Raw genomic sequence first — 15,803 nt, 5'->3', positions numbered from 1 at the left:
ATGTCCGCTCTGACCACCGAGAACGGTGCCACGCCCGTCGTCGAGGACCCCCCGGATACCGGAGCGCGCCACAAGCTCACAGCCGTCACCGGACTTGCCGCGCTCTCGCTCGACGCGATGGCCTCCGTGGCGTACGGCCCCGAGGCCATCGTCCTGGTCCTCGCGGCAGCCGGCGGATACGGGCTCGGCTTCACCCTGCCCGTCACACTGGCCATCGCGGGCCTGCTGGCCGTCCTCGTGGCCTCGTACCGACAGGTCATCGCCGCGTTCCCCGACGGCGGCGGTTCCTACGCGGTCGCCAAGGCGCACCTCGGCCGTCGTACGAGCCTGGTCGCGGCGGGCTCGCTCGTCCTCGACTACGTCCTGAACGTCGCGGTCGCCGTGACAGCCGGTGTCGCCGCCCTGACCTCGGCCTTCCCCGAGCTGTACGGCGACCGGCTGTGGATCTGCCTGGCGGTCCTCGTGCTGATCACGGGCGTGAACCTGCGCGGCATCGTCGACTCGGCGCGTGCGTTCATCGTCCCGACCGCCGTCTTCATCGGCGCGATCCTGGTGCTGATCGTCGTCGGCCTGTTCCGCGACGCCCCCGTCTCCACGGCCGCGTCCGCCGGCCACGCCTCCGTCCTCGCCGACAACGCCACCACCATCGGCGCGCTGCTCCTCCTCAAGGCGTTCGCCTCCGGCTGCTCCGCCCTCACCGGCGTCGAGGCCATCGCCAACGCCGTGCCGTCGTTCCGCGCCCCCGCGGCCCGCCGGGCGATGCGCGCGGAGGTCGCGCTCGGCGCGCTCCTCGGCGTGATGCTGATCGGGCTCTCGGTCCTGATCTCGCGCTTCGGGCTGCAGCCGGTCGAGGGCGTCACCGTCCTCGCGCAGCTCGCCGACGCCTCGCTCGGCCACAACTGGGCCTTCTACGTCGTCCAGTTCGCGACCATGGTGCTGCTCGCCCTCTCCGCGAACACCTCGTTCGGCGGGCTTCCCGTCCTGCTGAAGCTCCTGGCCCGCGACAACTACCTGCCGCACGTCTTCGGCCTGAAGGCCGACCGTCAGGTCCACCGCCACGGTGTCATCTGGCTCGCCGTCGTCTCGGCCGGACTGCTCGTCTTCTCCGGCGGAGACACGAACACGCTCGTCCCGCTCTTCGCGATCGGCGTCTTCGTCGGCTTCACGATCGCCCAGACCGGCATGGTCCTGCACTGGAACCGGGAGCGCGGACCCAAGTGGGCCGCGAAGGCCCTGCTCAACGGTCTCGGCGCCGTCCTCACCGGTGTCTCCGCGGTCGTCGTCACCGCCACCAAGTTCCACGACGGGGCCTGGCTGATCGTCATCGCCCTGCCGGTCCTCGTGCTCACCTTCGAGGCCGTGCACCGGGCGTACGGGAGGATCGGCGAGCGCCTCGGCGTCGGCAGGATCCCCGAACCCCCGCACCGCGAACGCTCCCTCGTCCTCGTCCCGGTCTCCTCCCTGACCCGCCTGACCAGCGAGGCTCTTACCGCCGCCGTCTCCCTCGGCGACGAGGTCAGGGCCGTGACGGTCTGCCACCCGGACCCTGAGGACCGCGAGGCCACCGAGGCGTTGGAGCGCGACTGGGCCCTGTGGAACCCGGGCGTGCCCCTCGTCAGGCTCCCCTCCGAGCGCCGCTGGCTCGGCCGGCCCATCTCGGCGTACGTACGCGACCTGGAGGCCACCGAACCGGGCACCCGGGTCACCGTCCTCGTCGAGGCCGAACCCGAGCACCTGTGGCAGCGAGCCCTGCAGAACCAGCGGGGCGCGGTCGTCGCCCATGCAGTCCGCCGTGACACGAACGCCGTCGTCTGCCGCCTCCGCTTCCGTTGCTGATCCCTTCTGCCGCTGACCGATTCCGCTGGTCGACGTCAGGAATCCGTCAAAGTCCCCTCCGCCCGGTGCCCCCTACGCCGCACTGGGCGGAGGCTTGACGTGTCGGGGGTGAGCGGGGCTGGATCCTGTGAGGTGGGCCATGAGGATTCCGCTTCGGGACACGGCCGCCGTCGCCGCCGGAGCCCTGGCACCGTTCGCCGTGGCTCTTGTGCTGGTGCCGCTGCGGACGTCCGTCACGCACACCAATCTCGCGCTGCTGCTGGTCGTCGTGGTCGTCGCCGTGTCGGCGTTCGGCAACCGGTTCGCCGGTGCGCTCGCCGCGCTGTCGGCCGCCGCGTGGTTCGACTTCTTCCTGACCGAGCCGTACCAGAGCTTCCACATCGAGGACCGGGCGGACATCGAGACCGCCGTGCTGCTCCTGGCCGTCGGGCTGATCGTCTCCCAGCCGGCCGCGCGCGCCCGGACGATGAAGCGGGTCGCGGTCACGGACGCCACGCACCTGGAGCGGTTGCACGGCACGACCCGCCTGGCCCGCTCCAGCACGTCCTCCTCTGACGACGTCGTCCAACGAGTGCGGCACGAACTCATCGAAGTACTGGAGCTGAGGGCGTGCCGCTTCGAGTACGGCACGCTCATCGGGCGTCCGTCGAGGCTCGACCCGGACGGGACGGTGAAGGTGGACGGCTGGATCTGGGACCTGGAGCGTCAGGGCTGGCCAGAGGGCGAGACCGAACTGCGCGCCCTTGTCCACGGCCGGTACCAGGGCCGCTTCCTGCTGACTCCGGAACCCGGCTCCGTACCGCCGCCGCTGGAGGCACGCCTGGTCGCGGCCGACCTGGCGGCTCAGGCCGCCGCCGCCCTGGACGACGACAGCGTCAGTGCAGGCCGGAGATCGTGAAGACGGCGTGGGCGGTGTCCCGTTCGACGCGGCGGGTCAGCCGGTCGAGGTCCCGGGCGCCTTCCCGGAGGGCGCCGTTCTCGTAGGAGCTCCGCGCGTCGGCCTCCAGCAGGAGCCAGAGGGCCGGGTTGGCGAGCAGGACGCGCAGTTCGACCTGGGCCCGGCCGCCGTCCGTGTCGGTCAGCACGACACGCTGTTCGATCCCGTCCGGCCAGCGGACGGCCGCGAGCCGGTCCGTGCGCACACTCATCCGGCTCCACAGGCTCTGGACGGTCACCCGTGCCGGTGCCGCGACGACCCTGGCGGGCAGCAGGATCACGAAGAGCGCGACGGACAGGGTGATCCACATCAGCGCGCTCGACAGGGTCAGCCCGTCGTCCCCGGCATCCACGGTCAGCGACAGGGTCAGCAGGAGGCCCGCGCAGCCGACGGCGGCGCGGGCCTCGCCGGCCCACTCGCTGTCCTGGACCGTACGGTCGCCGGGCTCCGGCTGCGGGACGAATCGTGGCTCCATGGAACGGACGCTAGAAGCTCTGCAGGTCGCAGCCGGTCCGTCTTGACGCGGTACCTATGCGGCCTCGGCCAACCTTGACGCGCGGCTGACGGGACCGGCGACGTGGTGGACGTACTCGTGGTCCAGCCGGAAGCCCGCCGTCCAGGCGAGGAGACGGCTCGGGCGGTTGTCGCGGGAGCAGCTCCAGCTGGCGCGGTGGCCACGTGCCGCGATGTCGGCGGTCAGCCCGGCGACGCAGGCCAGGGCGAGGTGCTGGCGGCGTTCGTCGGGCGTGGTTGCGCAGGCGACATCCTCGTAGCGGTGGCCGAGGTACCGGCTGCAGGCCACGGCGAGGACCCGGCTCTTGCGGACCGCCACCCAGCCGAGGCCCGAGGCGGCGAGGGCGGCGGGTCCTTCCCAGCTCTCGTGGATCCAGGCCATGGACGGGTCGAGCGCCGCGAGCGCCGGCGCGTCATCAGGGTTCAGGCGGCGGACGGTCACGCCCCGGGGGACGCGGGGCGCGACGGCCTTGACGCGGTGGATGTAGAGCATTCGCTCCCAGGGGACGAGCTGGTCGAAGGCGGCGCCGAGGACGGGGACGAAGCGGCCCGGTGTGTCGACGTAGTGCCGGGCGAGTGGGGCCAGTTCGTCCGGGGTGACGGCGCTGGGGTCGCCTGCCAGGAGGGCGTGTCCGCCGCACGTCACGGCCACCACGCGGGGCTCCTCCGCCCGGTCGGTCCACCACTGGCCGTGGCCGGTGGTGAGGACGTGCTCGGCGAGTGCCCCGGTGCCGGGTGCGCCGGAGAGGAACACACGGGCGGGGGCGGGCGGTTGGTGGGACGCGTGCGGGATCACGGACACCTCCTGGTGCGGAAGGAAGAGGGGCGGCCCGTGATGGGGGCCGCCCCCGGGGGTTCAGCGGGCGCCGGCCCTGCGGCCGTGGTTCGCCTTCTTCTTGCGGCGGTCCTTCTTCTTGCGGGCACGCTTGGACATGGCGGTACGGGTTCCTTTCAGGTCGTGCAGGCCGTGCAGGTCGTGCAGGCCGCGCACGGTGTGCGGGGCGTCAGGCGCTCTGGCCGACGAGGAGGTAGGCGAGCTTGCCGAGGCGCTTGACGGTGCGCTCCTCGGAGGCGGCGGGTGCGGGGGCGACGCGGTGGTCGCGGTCGTAGTAGGCGCCGTTGACGATCTCGACGGCAGGGTCGCAGAGCCGTACGACATGGGCCGCGCCCTCGGCCGGCGCGACGCCCTCGTGCGCGTACAACGGCAGGAGGCTGGTGGTGCAGATGCCGGGGTGGACGGAGACGGCGGTGACGCGCGGGTCGGCGGCGAAGACGGTCAGGGCGAGCTGCGACTGGGCGTAGGCGGCGAGGCGCGAGTAGCGGCGGACCCGGTTGGGGTCGTTCCACTGGATGGAGCCCGTGCGGTGCAGCGAGGACGAGACGTTGACCACCCGGCCGCCCGTACCGCCGGTGAGCGCAGGCTCCAGGAGGTGCGTCAGCAGGTAGTGGGCGAGGAAGTTGACCTGGAACGCGATCTCGTTGCCGTCGGCCGTGACGGTGTGGCGCTCGGGCGCGGCCATGCCCGCGTTGTTGACGAGGACGTCGATGCGCGGGTGCTCGGCCAGGACCCTTGCGGCGAGCTGCTCGACCTCCTCCAGGCGGGTGAAGTCCGCGCCGAACGCGCACAGCCGGGACCCGTCGACGTCGGCGAGCGTGACGAGCCGGTCGGTGGCTGCGTGCGCCTCCTCGGCCGTGCGGCCGTGGACGAGCACCGTCGCGCCGCGTTCGGCGAGGAGCCGCGCGGTCTGGTGGCCGATGCCGGAGGTGGCACCGGTCACCAGGACCGTACGGGAGGAAAGGTCGGATACGGACATGACTGGTCAGTCCCTCAGGGATGAAAGGTGTGTACGGGTACGAAGAAGGGGCGTCGGACAAGGGATGTCACGACGCCCCGGGGTGAAGCAGAGGTACGTCAGCGGTGGGCGGACGTCTCCGGACAGCGGGGCTCACGACGGGGCGCCCGATGGGGCGGCCGGTCGGTCAGGAGCCATGCGCTGTTCATGCTTCCCATCGAACCCGCAACGGAAGCCCCGGGCAAGGTGAACAGCGTTTCCCTGACGCCCGCTTGATGCTGGTTCACCCCAGCCCTCGGGTTCACCCGAGGCCGGGGACGGTGGAGACGATCAGGTCGATGGCCTTGATGCCGAGGAAGGGCAGGACGAGTCCGCCGAGGCCGTACACCGTGAGGTTGCGGCGCAGCAGGTCGTGCGCGGAGGCGGGCCGGTAGCGGACGCCGCGCAGGGCGAGGGGGATGAGGGCGACGATGATCAGGGCGTTGAAGATGATGGCTGAGGTGATGGCCGAGGTCGGGCTGTGCAGCGCCATGATGTTCAGCGTCTCCAGGCCCGGATAGGCGCCGGTGAACATGGCCGGGATGATCGCGAAGTACTTCGCGACGTCGTTCGTGATCGAGAAGGTGGTCAAGGCGCCTCGGGTGATGAGGAGTTGCTTGCCGATCTCGACGATCTCGATGAGCTTGGTCGGGTTGGAGTCGAGGTCGACCATGTTGCCGGCCTCCTTCGCCGCCGACGTACCCGTGTTCATGGCCACGCCGACGTCCGCCTGCGCGAGCGCGGGCGCATCGTTGGTGCCGTCACCGGTCATCGCGACGAGCTTTCCACCCTCCTGTTCCTTCTTGATGAGCGCGAGCTTGTCCTCGGGGGTCGCCTCGGCCAGGTAGTCGTCGACCCCGGCCTCGTGAGCGATGGCGCGCGCCGTCAGCGGGTTGTCGCCGGTGATCATGACCGTACGGATGCCCATGCGGCGCAGCTCCGCGAACCGCTCCTTGATGCCGTCCTTCACCACGTCCTTGAGGTGGACGATGCCGAGGACGCGGGGGCCGTCCCAGTCGTTGACGGCGACCAGGAGGGGAGTGCCGCCGGCTCCCGAGATCTGGTCGCTCCAGGCGCGCGCCTCGCCGGGCACTTTGCCGCCGTACATCTCGACCCAGGCGATCACCTGTGCCGCCGCGCCCTTGCGGATGTGGCACGCGGCGCCGTTGTCCCAGCGCAGGTCGATGCCGCTCATCCGCGTCTGGGCGCTGAACTCCACGAACCGGGCGTTCGCCAACTCGCCCTCGGCCGGGGCCCGCAGCCCGTACCGCTCCTTGGCGAGCACCACCACCGACCGGCCCTCGGGCGTCTCGTCGGCCAGCGAGGCCAGCTGTGCTGCGTTCGCGAGCTGTGACTCTTCGACGCCGGGCAGCGGGACGAAGTCGGCGGCCTCCCGGTTGCCGAGGGTGATGGTGCCGGTCTTGTCGAGGAGGAGGGTGTTGATATCGCCCGCGGCTTCGACGGCACGTCCCGACATGGCGAGGACGTTGCGCTGTACGAGCCGGTCCATGCCCGCGATGCCGATCGCGGAGAGCAGCGCGCCGATCGTGGTCGGGATCAGGGTCACGAGCAGGGCGACGAGGACGGTGGTGGAGGGGGCGGCGCCGGAGTAGGCGGCCATGGGCTGGATCGCGACGACGACCAGGACGAAGACGACGGTGAGCGCGGCGAGCAGGATGTTCAGCGCGATCTCGTTCGGTGTCTTCTGCCGGGAGGCGCCCTCGACCAGGGCGATCATCCGGTCCATGAAGGAGTGGCCGGGGCGTGAGGTGACCCGTACGACGATCCGGTCCGACAGCACTGTCGTACCGCCCGTCACTCCCGTCCGGTCGCCGCCCGACTCGCGGATGACCGGAGCGGACTCCCCGGTGACGGCGGACTCGTCGACCGCCGCGACGCCGTCGACGACATCGCCGTCGGCCGGGATCAGTTCGCCCGCCTCGACGAGCACGAAGTCGAAGAGCTGCAGGTCGGTGGCGGCGACAGCCTCCGTCTCTGCCCGGTCGAGGTCCGTGCCGTAGCGCCAGTGCTTCAGGCGTAGTGCCACCGTGTCCGTGCGCGCCTTGCGCAGTGACTCGGCCTGGGCTTTGCCACGGCCCTCCGCCACGGCCTCGGCGAGGTTGGCGAAGATCACCGTCAGCCACAGCCAGACGCTGATCACCCAGGTGAACACGGACGGGTTGAAGACCGCTGACAGTGTCGTGAGCACCGAACCGACGCCGACGACGAGCAGTACCGGATTCCGTACCAGGGCCCGTGGATGCAGCTTGCGTACGGCATCCGGGAAGCACTTCACCAGCTGTACAGGGTCGAGCAGCCCACCCTGTGCCGAGCGCCGCCGTTTCGGTGCGGGGGCCGGGTAGCGGGGCGGCGTGGCCGGGGCCGACGGCGTCGAGGGAGCGGAGGGCGCCTGGTGAGGCGCGCGGGAATGCATCGCGGAAGACCTTCTGATGAGCCCGACCGCCCGATCGGCGCCGGCCGGGAGAGCACGGTAGGGCCGTCCTCCTCCGCGCCCGTGGGCGCACGGGGCATGCCCCGTGCGCCCACCAGACGGCTGCGGACGGACAGCGACGCTCATGGTGCGGGGGCACGGCAGCCGGATGGGAGGGGCAGCCGTGCCCCCGCTGTCCGGGGACGATCAGGCCACTGACGTCCACGGGCCGGTGAGCGACCGAGAAGAAAACTAGGGCCACGGGAAGCCCGAAGCGGCGCCGGAACGCCCGAATTGACGGCTCTCTGACGGACGTTGGCTCCTGCCGTCAAGGCCACGTCAAATCGGACCGATGGAGCGTCAGGGCCACGTCAACGTCGTCGGACGGTGGCCGAAACGAACCACAGACTCCTCACCACGGGGGATCGGACAACCGTCCGAGGTGCTGAGGTGGGAGGGATGCGTGGTTACCGCTACCGGTAGCGCGCACGGTCCGGAAACGACGGCCCGGACCGTCACCATCACACCCGCGACGGTTGTGCGACCGGTGGGCCGTCCCGGTCCGCGACCACGAGGGGGTCGCGGACCGGACGGCCCGTCCGCCGGCCCCGCCGTCAACGCCGCCGAACGTGTGAGGAATCGCCTTCGCGCGCTGCGGCGCCGCTCGTGGGGCACGCTGCCCGCCCGGTTGCGCCTGCTGCGTACGGCGATCCTGCTGCTCACGGCAGCCTGCGCCGGGCTGCTGATCACGGCCGGACTCGGCGCCTCCGACACCTGGGGCGCCGTCACCGGCCATCACGCCCCGCGCACCGTGAGTGCCGCCGGCCTCAACCTCGCCCTCAACGACATGGACGCCCAGGCCGTCAACTCCCGTCCGCGCCTGGCCGAGTTCCGCTGACCGAGCGGCTGCGCGCTAGAGATCCGCCAAGACGCCGTCAGCATGCGACGGCGCCCCGCAAGGGACCCGTCAAGGTGCTCGTACGCGCGCCGCGCACCGGGTTTCCTCGCAACAGGACACCCGTAGGGACTCACCAGGGAGTGAAGCGCTCATGAGCGTGGAGAACGTGGTCGGACTGATCGTCGCCGTCGGTATCGTCGGCTATCTCGTGGCCGCGCTCATCCGCCCGGAGAAGTTCTGAACCTGCCCGCGCCGTCGGGGCCCGTCGACCCGGAGGTCCGTCCGGGGCGACTCAAGGTCTTCGTCGGTGCCGCCACCGGGGTCGGCAAGACCTACCGCATGCTGGACGAGGGTCGGCGCAGAGCCGCACGCGGTACCGACGTCGTCGTCGGCATCGCCGCGTGCCGCGGCCGCCCGTACACCGAGGCGATGCTCGCCGGCCTGGAGACCTTGGAGCCCGCCCGCGCCGTCCACAGCGGCCGTGTCCACCCCGAGCTCGACCTCGACCGGGCCCTGCGCCGCGCCCCCGGTCTCGTCCTCGTCGACGACCTCGCCCACACCAACGCGCCCGGCCACCGCAACGCCCACCGCTGGCAGGACGTCGAGGAGCTGCTCGCCGCCGGCATCGACGTCGTCACCACGGTCAACGTCCAGCACCTGGAGTCGCTCAGCGACGTCGTCGAGAAGATCATCGGGGTGCCGCAGGACGAGACCGTGCCCGACGAGGTCGTCCGCCGTGCCGACCAGATCGAGCTGGTGGACATGGACCCGCAGGAACTGCGGCGCCGGATGGCCCACGGCAACATACGCCCGCCCGAGGAGGTCGACGCCGCCCTCGCCAGCTACTTCCGTACGGGCAACCTCATCGCCCTGCGCGAACTGGCCCTCCTCTGGGTGGCCGACCGCGTCGACGAGGCCCTGCGGAAGTACCGCTCCGAGCGCGGCATCGGCGGGGTGTGGGAGATCCGCGAACGGATCGTCGTCGCCCTCACCGGCGGCCCCGAGGGCGACACCCTGATCCGGCGCGCGAGCCGCATCGCCGCCCGGACCGCCCAGGGCCGGATGCTCGCCGTGCACGTCGTGCGCAGCGACGGTCTGGCGGCGGGTGCCTCGTCCGCGGCCCTCGCCGGGCAGCGGCGGCTCGCCGAGAGCCTCGGCGGCAGCTACCACACGGTCGTCGGGGACGATGTCCCCACGGCCCTGGTGGAGTTCGCCCGGGCCGAGAACGCCACCCAGCTGATCCTGGGCACCAGCCGGCGCGGCCGACTCGAACGCTTCCTGACAGGACGGGGCATCGGCGAGACGACCGTCGCGCTCTCCGGCGACATCGACGTCCACACGGTGACCCACGAGCGGGCGGGCCACGGCCGGCTGCTCCCCTCCCGCCGCAGTACGCTGCCGGTCTCGCGTCGGGTCGCCGGGCCGCTCGCGGGGCTCGGCCTGCCGGTCCTGCTCACGCTGCTCCTCGACCACACGCGAGGCGTGTTCAACCTGACCAGCGAGGCGCTCCTGTTCCTCGCCACCGTGGTCGGCGTGGCCTGCCTCGGCGGAGTCGTCTCGGCACTCGTCGCCGCCGTCACCGCGTCGCTGCTGCTCAACTACTGGTTCATACCGCCGGTGGGCGCCTTCACCTTCGCCGACGCGGACAACATGCTCGCCCTGGGCGTGTTCGTCCTCGTCGCCGCCGTCTTGGCCGGAGCCGTCGACCGCTCCCTACGGCTGTCCAGACGTGCGGCCCGGGCCACCGCCGAGGCGGAGACCCTCTCCTCGCTCGCCGGGTCGGTGGTCCGCGGTGACCACACGGTTCCGGCCCTGCTTGCCCGTACTCGCGAGATCTTCGGTGCCGACTCTGCCGAACTCGTACCGGCCGCACAGCTCACCGCCGCGCACACGGGCGATCCCGCCGTCAGCCAGGTCGCCGTCGGCGACGGCCACTTCCTCGTCCTGCGCGGCAAAACCCTGCCGTCCTCGGACCGGCGCGTCCTCGCGGCCTTCGCCGCCCACGTCACCGCGGCCGCCGAGCACGCCCGGCTCGCCGAGGCCGCCGCGCTCGTGGAGCCCGTACGGGCCGCCGACCGGATGCGGACGGCTCTGCTCGCGGCCGTCAGCCACGACCTGCGCACACCCCTCGCCGCCGGCTGGGCCGCCGTCGCCTCCCTGCGCAGCACCGACGTGGAGTTCACTCCGGACGAGCGCGACGAGCTCCTCGCCACCGCCGACGAGTCCATGGCCCGGCTGGCCCGGCTCATCGACAACCTTCTCGACATGAGCCGCCTCCAGGCGGGCGCCCTGAACCTCTCCCTCCGCCCCACGGCCCTGGAAGAAGTCCTGCCCGCGGCACTCGACGCCCTGCCCTCCGACACACCCCGACCCGTCCTGCACGGTTTCGAGCAGGCTCCGCCGGTCTTCGCCGATCCGCCGCTTCTCGAGCGAGTGATCGCCAACCTGGTGGGAAACGCGAGCCGATACACCCCACCCACCCAGCCCATCCTGCTCACGGTGAGCGCGCTCGCCGGCCGGGTGGAACTGAGGGTCATCGACAGAGGCCCTGGACTCCCTCCCAGCGATCGGGAGCGGGTCTTCGAGCCATTCCAACGTCTGGGCGACACGGACAACACCACGGGTGTCGGCCTCGGACTGGCGCTCGCTCGCGGTCTCACCGAGGCGATGTCCGGCACGCTGACCCCGGAGGACACCCCGGGCGGCGGCCTGACCATGGTCGTTTCGCTGCCGAGCGCGGTCTGAGACGCCAGTAGAACGGGCCTCGTCCGTGCGCCGTCCGGGACCCTCGGCGCGTGGCGGCAGGGCCCTCGCCGACGGCGGCGGCCACCAGCTCATCGCCATTCACCGCCGCCATGATGGGCCGCCACGTCCTGGGCGTGATGCCGGTCGAGCGGGGTTCGCCCTCTTCACGGCCGTCGACGTGGCCGGACACCCGGAGGCGGCGGCGCGCTCGGTCCATGATGCCTCCCGGAGAACGAGTGGCGGGTCCTTGTCGTGGGGGCGGGAACCGTGCCCCAGGTGCCCACCGGGGACACCCTGGCGGGTTCCGCTTCGACCGCCTGCCCGGCTTCGACTGGCGTCCGGTGCACGGCCGGGTGCTGCCTGCCGGGGACCGGGTCGTCCTGGCGACGAGCCGCCAAGGACTGGACGTACTCATGTCCGGGGTACAGCCACCACCCGCCGGGTGCGCAGACGTGAAACGGCCGGGGAGCGACCTGGTTCCGCGTCGGGAGCCAGGGAGCCGTAGAGGACGCGTCAAGAGCGTGCTGCGCCGCGTAAGAGGGCCGTTAACGAGAGCCGATCCGTGGCCGAAAGGCGATTTCCTCATCTCGTCCGAGAATCCGTTCTTCCTTCTTCCTGCATCCGGGAGCTCACGATGGCCGACGTGGCCTTCGTCGTCACCACGATCGCGGTCTTCGCGCTGGTGGCCTTCATCGCCAAGGGGGTGGCCAAGCTGTGAGTGCCGAGAACATCATCGGTCTCCTTGTGGCCGTCGCTCTGCTGGGCTATCTCGTCCTCGCCCTCGTCAAGCCGGAGAGGTTCTGAGTACGGATATGAGTCCTGTTCTTGCTGGAGTCCTCCAGCTTCTGGCGCTGATCGCCGCCCTGGGTCTGTCGTACCGGCCGCTGGGCGACTACATGGCGCGGGTGTACTCCTCGGAGAAGCACTACAAGCCCGAGAAGTGGATCTACAAGGCGATCGGTGCGAACCCGACCGTCGAAATGCGCTGGCCGGCGTATCTGCGCGGCGTCCTGGCCTTCTCCGCAGTGAGTGTTCTGTTCCTGTATCTGCTCCAGCGGGTGCAGGGGTCGCTGCCCGGGTCGCTGGGCTTCGCCTCGATCGACCCGGACCAGGCGTTCAACACCGCCGCCTCCTTCGTGGCGAACACGAACTGGCAGTCGTACTACGGCGAGCAGGCCATGGGCCACGTCGTGCAGACCGGTGGTCTGGCGGTGCAGAACTTCGTCTCCGCGGCCGTGGGCATCGCCGTGGCGGTCGCGCTGGTGCGTGGTTTCGCCCGGTCTCGTACGGGTGAGCTGGGCAACTTCTGGGCCGACCTGGTCCGGGGCACGGTCCGGATCCTGCTGCCGATCTCGGTGGTCGGCGCGCTTGTCCTGGTCGCCTGCGGTGCGATCCAGAACTTCTCCGGCATCCACGAGGTCGGCCAGTTCATGGGCGGCTCGCAGCAGTGGAACGGCGGCGCGGTCGCCTCGCAGGAGGTCATCAAGGAGCTGGGCACGAACGGCGGCGGCTACTTCAACGCCAACTCCGCCCACCCCTTCGAGAACCCCAACGGGCTCTCCAACCTCTTCGAGATCTACCTGATCCTCGTCATCCCGTTCGCGCTGACCCGCACCTTCGGCCGGATGGTCGGCTCGCTCAAGCAGGGTTACGCGATCCTCGGCACGATGGCCGCGATCTGGCTCGGGTTCACCGCGCTGATGATGTGGACCGAGTTCGCCCACAACGGTCCGGCGTTCGACATCGCCGGCGGCGCGATGGAGGGCAAGGAGACCCGGTTCGGGATCGGCGGCTCGTCGATCTTCGCGGTCGCCACCACGCTGACCTCCACAGGAGCGGTGAACTCCTTCCACTCCTCGTACACCGGCTTCGGCGGCGGCATCACCATGCTGGGCATGCAGCTCGGCGAGATCGCGCCCGGCGGTGTCGGCTCCGGCCTCTACGGCATGCTGATCATGGCGATCATCGCGGTGTTCATCGCCGGTCTGATGGTCGGCCGTACCCCCGAGTACCTGGGCAAGAAGATCGGCACCCGCGAGATCAAGTTCGCGGCCTGCTACATCCTCGTCACCCCCGCCCTCGTCCTCGGCTTCACGGCGGTCGCGATGGCGCTGGACACGCCGTCGAACTCGATGACGAACTCCGGCGCGCACGGCTTCTCCGAGATCCTGTACGCCTACACCTCCGGCGCCAACAACAACGGCTCCGCCTTCGCGGGTCTGAACGCCGACACCCAGTGGTTCAACTCGACGATCGGCATCGCGATGCTGCTCGGCCGGTTCCTGCCCATGGTGTTCGTCCTCGCGCTGGCCGGCTCGCTCGCCGAGCAGACACCGGTGCCCGAGACCGCGGGCACGCTCCGGACGGAGAAGCCGCTGTTCACCGGCCTCCTCGTCGGCACCATTCTGATCATCACCGGTCTCACCTACTTCCCGGCCCTCGCGCTGGGACCGCTCGCCGAAGGGCTCGCGGCATGACCAACGACGTAAAGAAGCACGAGGACGACGTGTCCACCACGACTGCGACCAAGGCGCCCCACGGCGACCTGTCCGGGGGACACCACGCTCCCGGGCGGATCGGCGGGGGAATGTTCGACCCCAAGCAGCTGATCAAGTCCTTCCCCGACGCGATCAAGAAGCTCGATCCGCGCGTGATGATCAAGTCGCCCGTCATGTTCGTGGTCCTCGTCGGCTCGGTCGTCACCACCGTGCTCGCGGTCAGGAACCCGGGGGACTGGTTCGGCTGGGCGATCACCGTCTGGCTGTGGCTGACGACGATCTTCGCCAATCTGGCGGAGGCGGTCGCCGAGGGCCGCGGCAAGGCCCAGGCCGACACCCTGCGCAAGGCCAAGACCGACACCGTCGCCCGCCGCCTCGTCGGCACGAACGAGGAGCGGGTGCCCGGTACCGAGCTGAAGATCGGCGACCTGGTGGTCTGCGAGGCCGGCGACATCATCCCCGGCGACGGCGACGTCGTCGAGGGTGTCGCGTCGGTCGACGAGTCCGCCATCACCGGCGAGTCCGCCCCCGTCATCCGCGAGTCCGGCGGCGACCGGTGCGCGGTCACGGGTGGCACGAAGGTGCTCTCCGACCGGGTCGTCATCAAGATCACGACTAAGCCGGGCGAGACGTTCATCGACCGGATGATCAACCTGGTCGAGGGCGCCGCCCGGCAGAAGACGCCCAACGAGATCGCGCTCAACATCCTGCTCGCCTCGCTGACGATCGTCTTCCTGCTGGCCGTCGTGACGCTGAAGCCGTTCGCGATCTACGCGGGCGCCGACGAGCAGACCTCCCTGATCGTCCTGGCGGCCCTGCTCGTCTGTCTGATCCCGACGACGATCGGCGCCCTGCTTTCCGCGATCGGCATCGCGGGCATGGACCGGCTCGTGCAGCGGAACGTCCTCGCCATGTCGGGCCGTGCCGTCGAGGCCGCCGGCGACGTGTCGACGCTGCTGCTCGACAAGACCGGCACTATCACGCTCGGCAACCGCCAAGCCTCGGAGTTCGTTCCCGTGAGGGGCACGACGGAGGCCGAACTGGCCGACGCCGCCCAGCTCTCGTCCCTCGCGGACGAGACACCCGAGGGCCGCTCGATCGTGGTTCTGGCGAAGGAGAAGTACGGTCTGCGCGAGCGCCACCAGGGCGAGCTGGCCGGTGCCACGTGGATCGAGTTCACCGCCCAGACCCGTATGTCGGGTGTCGACGTCGACGGCAAGCAGACGCGCAAGGGCGCGACCGGCTCGGTCGTCGCCTGGGTCCGTGAGCAGGGCGGCACGGTCGCCGACGACGCCGAGGCCCTGACCGACCGGATCTCGCAGGCCGGCGGTACGCCGCTGCTCGTCGCGGTCAAGGACGACAAGGGCGCCCGCGTCCTGGGCGTCATCCACCTCAAGGACGTCGTCAAGGAGGGCATGCGGGAGCGGTTCGACGAGCTGCGCCGCATGGGCATCAAGACGGTCATGATCACGGGTGACAACCCGCTGACCGCGAAGGCCATCGCCGAGGAGGCGGGTGTCGACGACTTCCTCGCCGAGGCCACCCCCGAGGACAAGATGGCCCTCATCAAGCGCGAGCAGGCCGGCGGCAAGCTCGTCGCGATGACCGGCGACGGCACCAACGACGCCCCCGCGCTGGCCCAGGCGGACGTCGGCGTGGCGATGAACACGGGTACGTCGGCCGCGAAGGAGGCCGGCAACATGGTCGACCTCGACTCCAACCCGACCAAGCTCATCGAGATCGTCGAGATCGGCAAGCAGCTCCTCATCACCCGGGGCGCGCTGACCACCTTCTCCATCGCCAACGACGTGGCGAAGTACTTCGCGATCATCCCCGCGATGTTCGCCGTCGCCTATCCGTCGCTCGACAAGCTCAACATCATGGGCCTGACTTCGCCCGAGTCCGCGATCCTCTCCGCGGTCATCTTCAACGCCCTGATCATCATCGCCCTGGTGCCGCTTGCCCTCAAGGGTGTCCGCTACCGGCCGTCGAGCGCGGACTCGATGCTCCGACGCAACCTGGGCATCTACGGCCTGGGCGGCCTGATCGCCCCGTTCATCGGCATCAAGATCATCGACGTGCTCCTCTCCCTCATCCCCGGAATCGGTTGATC

General features: G+C 70.6%; 14 protein-coding genes. 9 read left to right on the top strand and 5 right to left on the bottom strand.

All coding sequences use genetic code 11. The annotated features are described in order from the left end of the window. A complete protein-coding gene (locus ACFVGW_RS00605; protein WP_385850134.1) occupies positions 1-1,836 on the top strand; it encodes an APC family permease in 1,836 nt (611 codons plus the stop codon). 139 nt (positions 1,837-1,975) lie between these two features. Further along, a complete protein-coding gene (locus ACFVGW_RS00600; protein ID WP_385850133.1) occupies positions 1,976-2,734 on the top strand; it encodes a DUF4118 domain-containing protein in 759 nt (252 codons plus the stop codon). Here the strand turns inward: ACFVGW_RS00600 and ACFVGW_RS00595 are convergent. From ACFVGW_RS00595 to kdpB (ACFVGW_RS00575), 5 genes are all read right to left on the bottom strand, one after another. After that, the gene (locus ACFVGW_RS00595; RefSeq protein ID WP_385850132.1) at positions 2,712-3,248 is read right to left on the bottom strand and encodes a hypothetical protein; all 537 of its coding nucleotides are present in this window, start codon (positions 3,246-3,248) and stop codon (positions 2,712-2,714) included. The two genes, ACFVGW_RS00600 and ACFVGW_RS00595, sit on opposite strands and share 23 nt — an antisense overlap. Before the next feature lie 54 nt (positions 3,249-3,302). Next, positions 3,303-4,082, bottom strand: a complete 780-nt coding sequence (locus ACFVGW_RS00590; protein ID WP_385850131.1) for a GNAT family N-acetyltransferase — start codon at positions 4,080-4,082, stop codon at positions 3,303-3,305. Positions 4,083-4,142: 60 nt separating this feature from the next. After that, positions 4,143-4,220, bottom strand: a complete 78-nt coding sequence (locus tag ACFVGW_RS00585; RefSeq protein ID WP_371637667.1) for a 50S ribosomal protein bL37 — start codon at positions 4,218-4,220, stop codon at positions 4,143-4,145. Between the two features lie 70 nt (positions 4,221-4,290). Continuing rightward, entirely contained in the window at positions 4,291-5,100 is an 810-nt protein-coding gene (locus ACFVGW_RS00580; protein WP_385850130.1) for an SDR family NAD(P)-dependent oxidoreductase, read from the bottom strand. A 280-nt stretch (positions 5,101-5,380) separates the two neighbouring features. Further along, complete coding sequence (gene kdpB, locus ACFVGW_RS00575) at positions 5,381-7,552, bottom strand: potassium-transporting ATPase subunit KdpB (RefSeq protein ID WP_385850129.1); 2,172 nt, start codon at positions 7,550-7,552, stop codon at positions 5,381-5,383. A 628-nt stretch (positions 7,553-8,180) separates the two neighbouring features. On the opposite strand from kdpB (ACFVGW_RS00575), the gene ACFVGW_RS00570 reads away from it, so the two are divergent. From ACFVGW_RS00570 to kdpB (ACFVGW_RS00540), 7 genes are all read left to right on the top strand, one after another. After that, the gene (locus ACFVGW_RS00570) at positions 8,181-8,447 is read left to right on the top strand and encodes a hypothetical protein (protein ID WP_385850128.1); all 267 of its coding nucleotides are present in this window, start codon (positions 8,181-8,183) and stop codon (positions 8,445-8,447) included. 151 nt (positions 8,448-8,598) lie between these two features. Further along, positions 8,599-8,688: a K(+)-transporting ATPase subunit F gene (gene kdpF, locus ACFVGW_RS00565; protein ID WP_359363722.1), complete on the top strand. Its 90-nt coding sequence runs from the start codon at positions 8,599-8,601 to the stop codon at positions 8,686-8,688. 98 nt (positions 8,689-8,786) lie between these two features. Further along, positions 8,787-11,192, top strand: a complete 2,406-nt coding sequence (locus ACFVGW_RS00560; protein WP_385850127.1) for an ATP-binding protein — start codon at positions 8,787-8,789, stop codon at positions 11,190-11,192. Between the two features lie 562 nt (positions 11,193-11,754). Continuing rightward, positions 11,755-11,910 (top strand): hypothetical protein, encoded by a 156-nt coding sequence (locus ACFVGW_RS00555; protein ID WP_198540408.1) that lies wholly within the window; start codon positions 11,755-11,757, stop codon positions 11,908-11,910. Then, positions 11,907-11,996, top strand: coding sequence for a K(+)-transporting ATPase subunit F (kdpF, locus tag ACFVGW_RS00550; protein ID WP_385850126.1), 90 nt, complete (start codon positions 11,907-11,909; stop codon positions 11,994-11,996). Before ACFVGW_RS00555 ends, kdpF (ACFVGW_RS00550) begins: the two co-directional genes overlap by 4 nt. An 8-nt stretch (positions 11,997-12,004) precedes the next feature. Further along, positions 12,005-13,669, top strand: a complete 1,665-nt coding sequence (gene kdpA, locus ACFVGW_RS00545) for a potassium-transporting ATPase subunit KdpA (protein ID WP_385850125.1) — start codon at positions 12,005-12,007, stop codon at positions 13,667-13,669. Continuing rightward, on the top strand, positions 13,666-15,801 hold the full coding sequence (gene kdpB, locus ACFVGW_RS00540; RefSeq protein ID WP_385850124.1) for a potassium-transporting ATPase subunit KdpB: 2,136 nt from the start codon (positions 13,666-13,668) through the stop codon (positions 15,799-15,801). Before kdpA ends, kdpB (ACFVGW_RS00540) begins: the two co-directional genes overlap by 4 nt. The last annotated feature ends 2 nt before the right edge of the window (positions 15,802-15,803 follow it).

This window comes from Streptomyces sp. NPDC127129 (assembly GCF_042671585.1).
Lineage (GTDB): Bacteria > Actinomycetota > Actinomycetes > Streptomycetales > Streptomycetaceae > Streptomyces.
The sequence above is the reverse complement of the archived record's forward strand: the minus strand, read 5'-3'. Positions and strand labels throughout refer to the sequence as shown.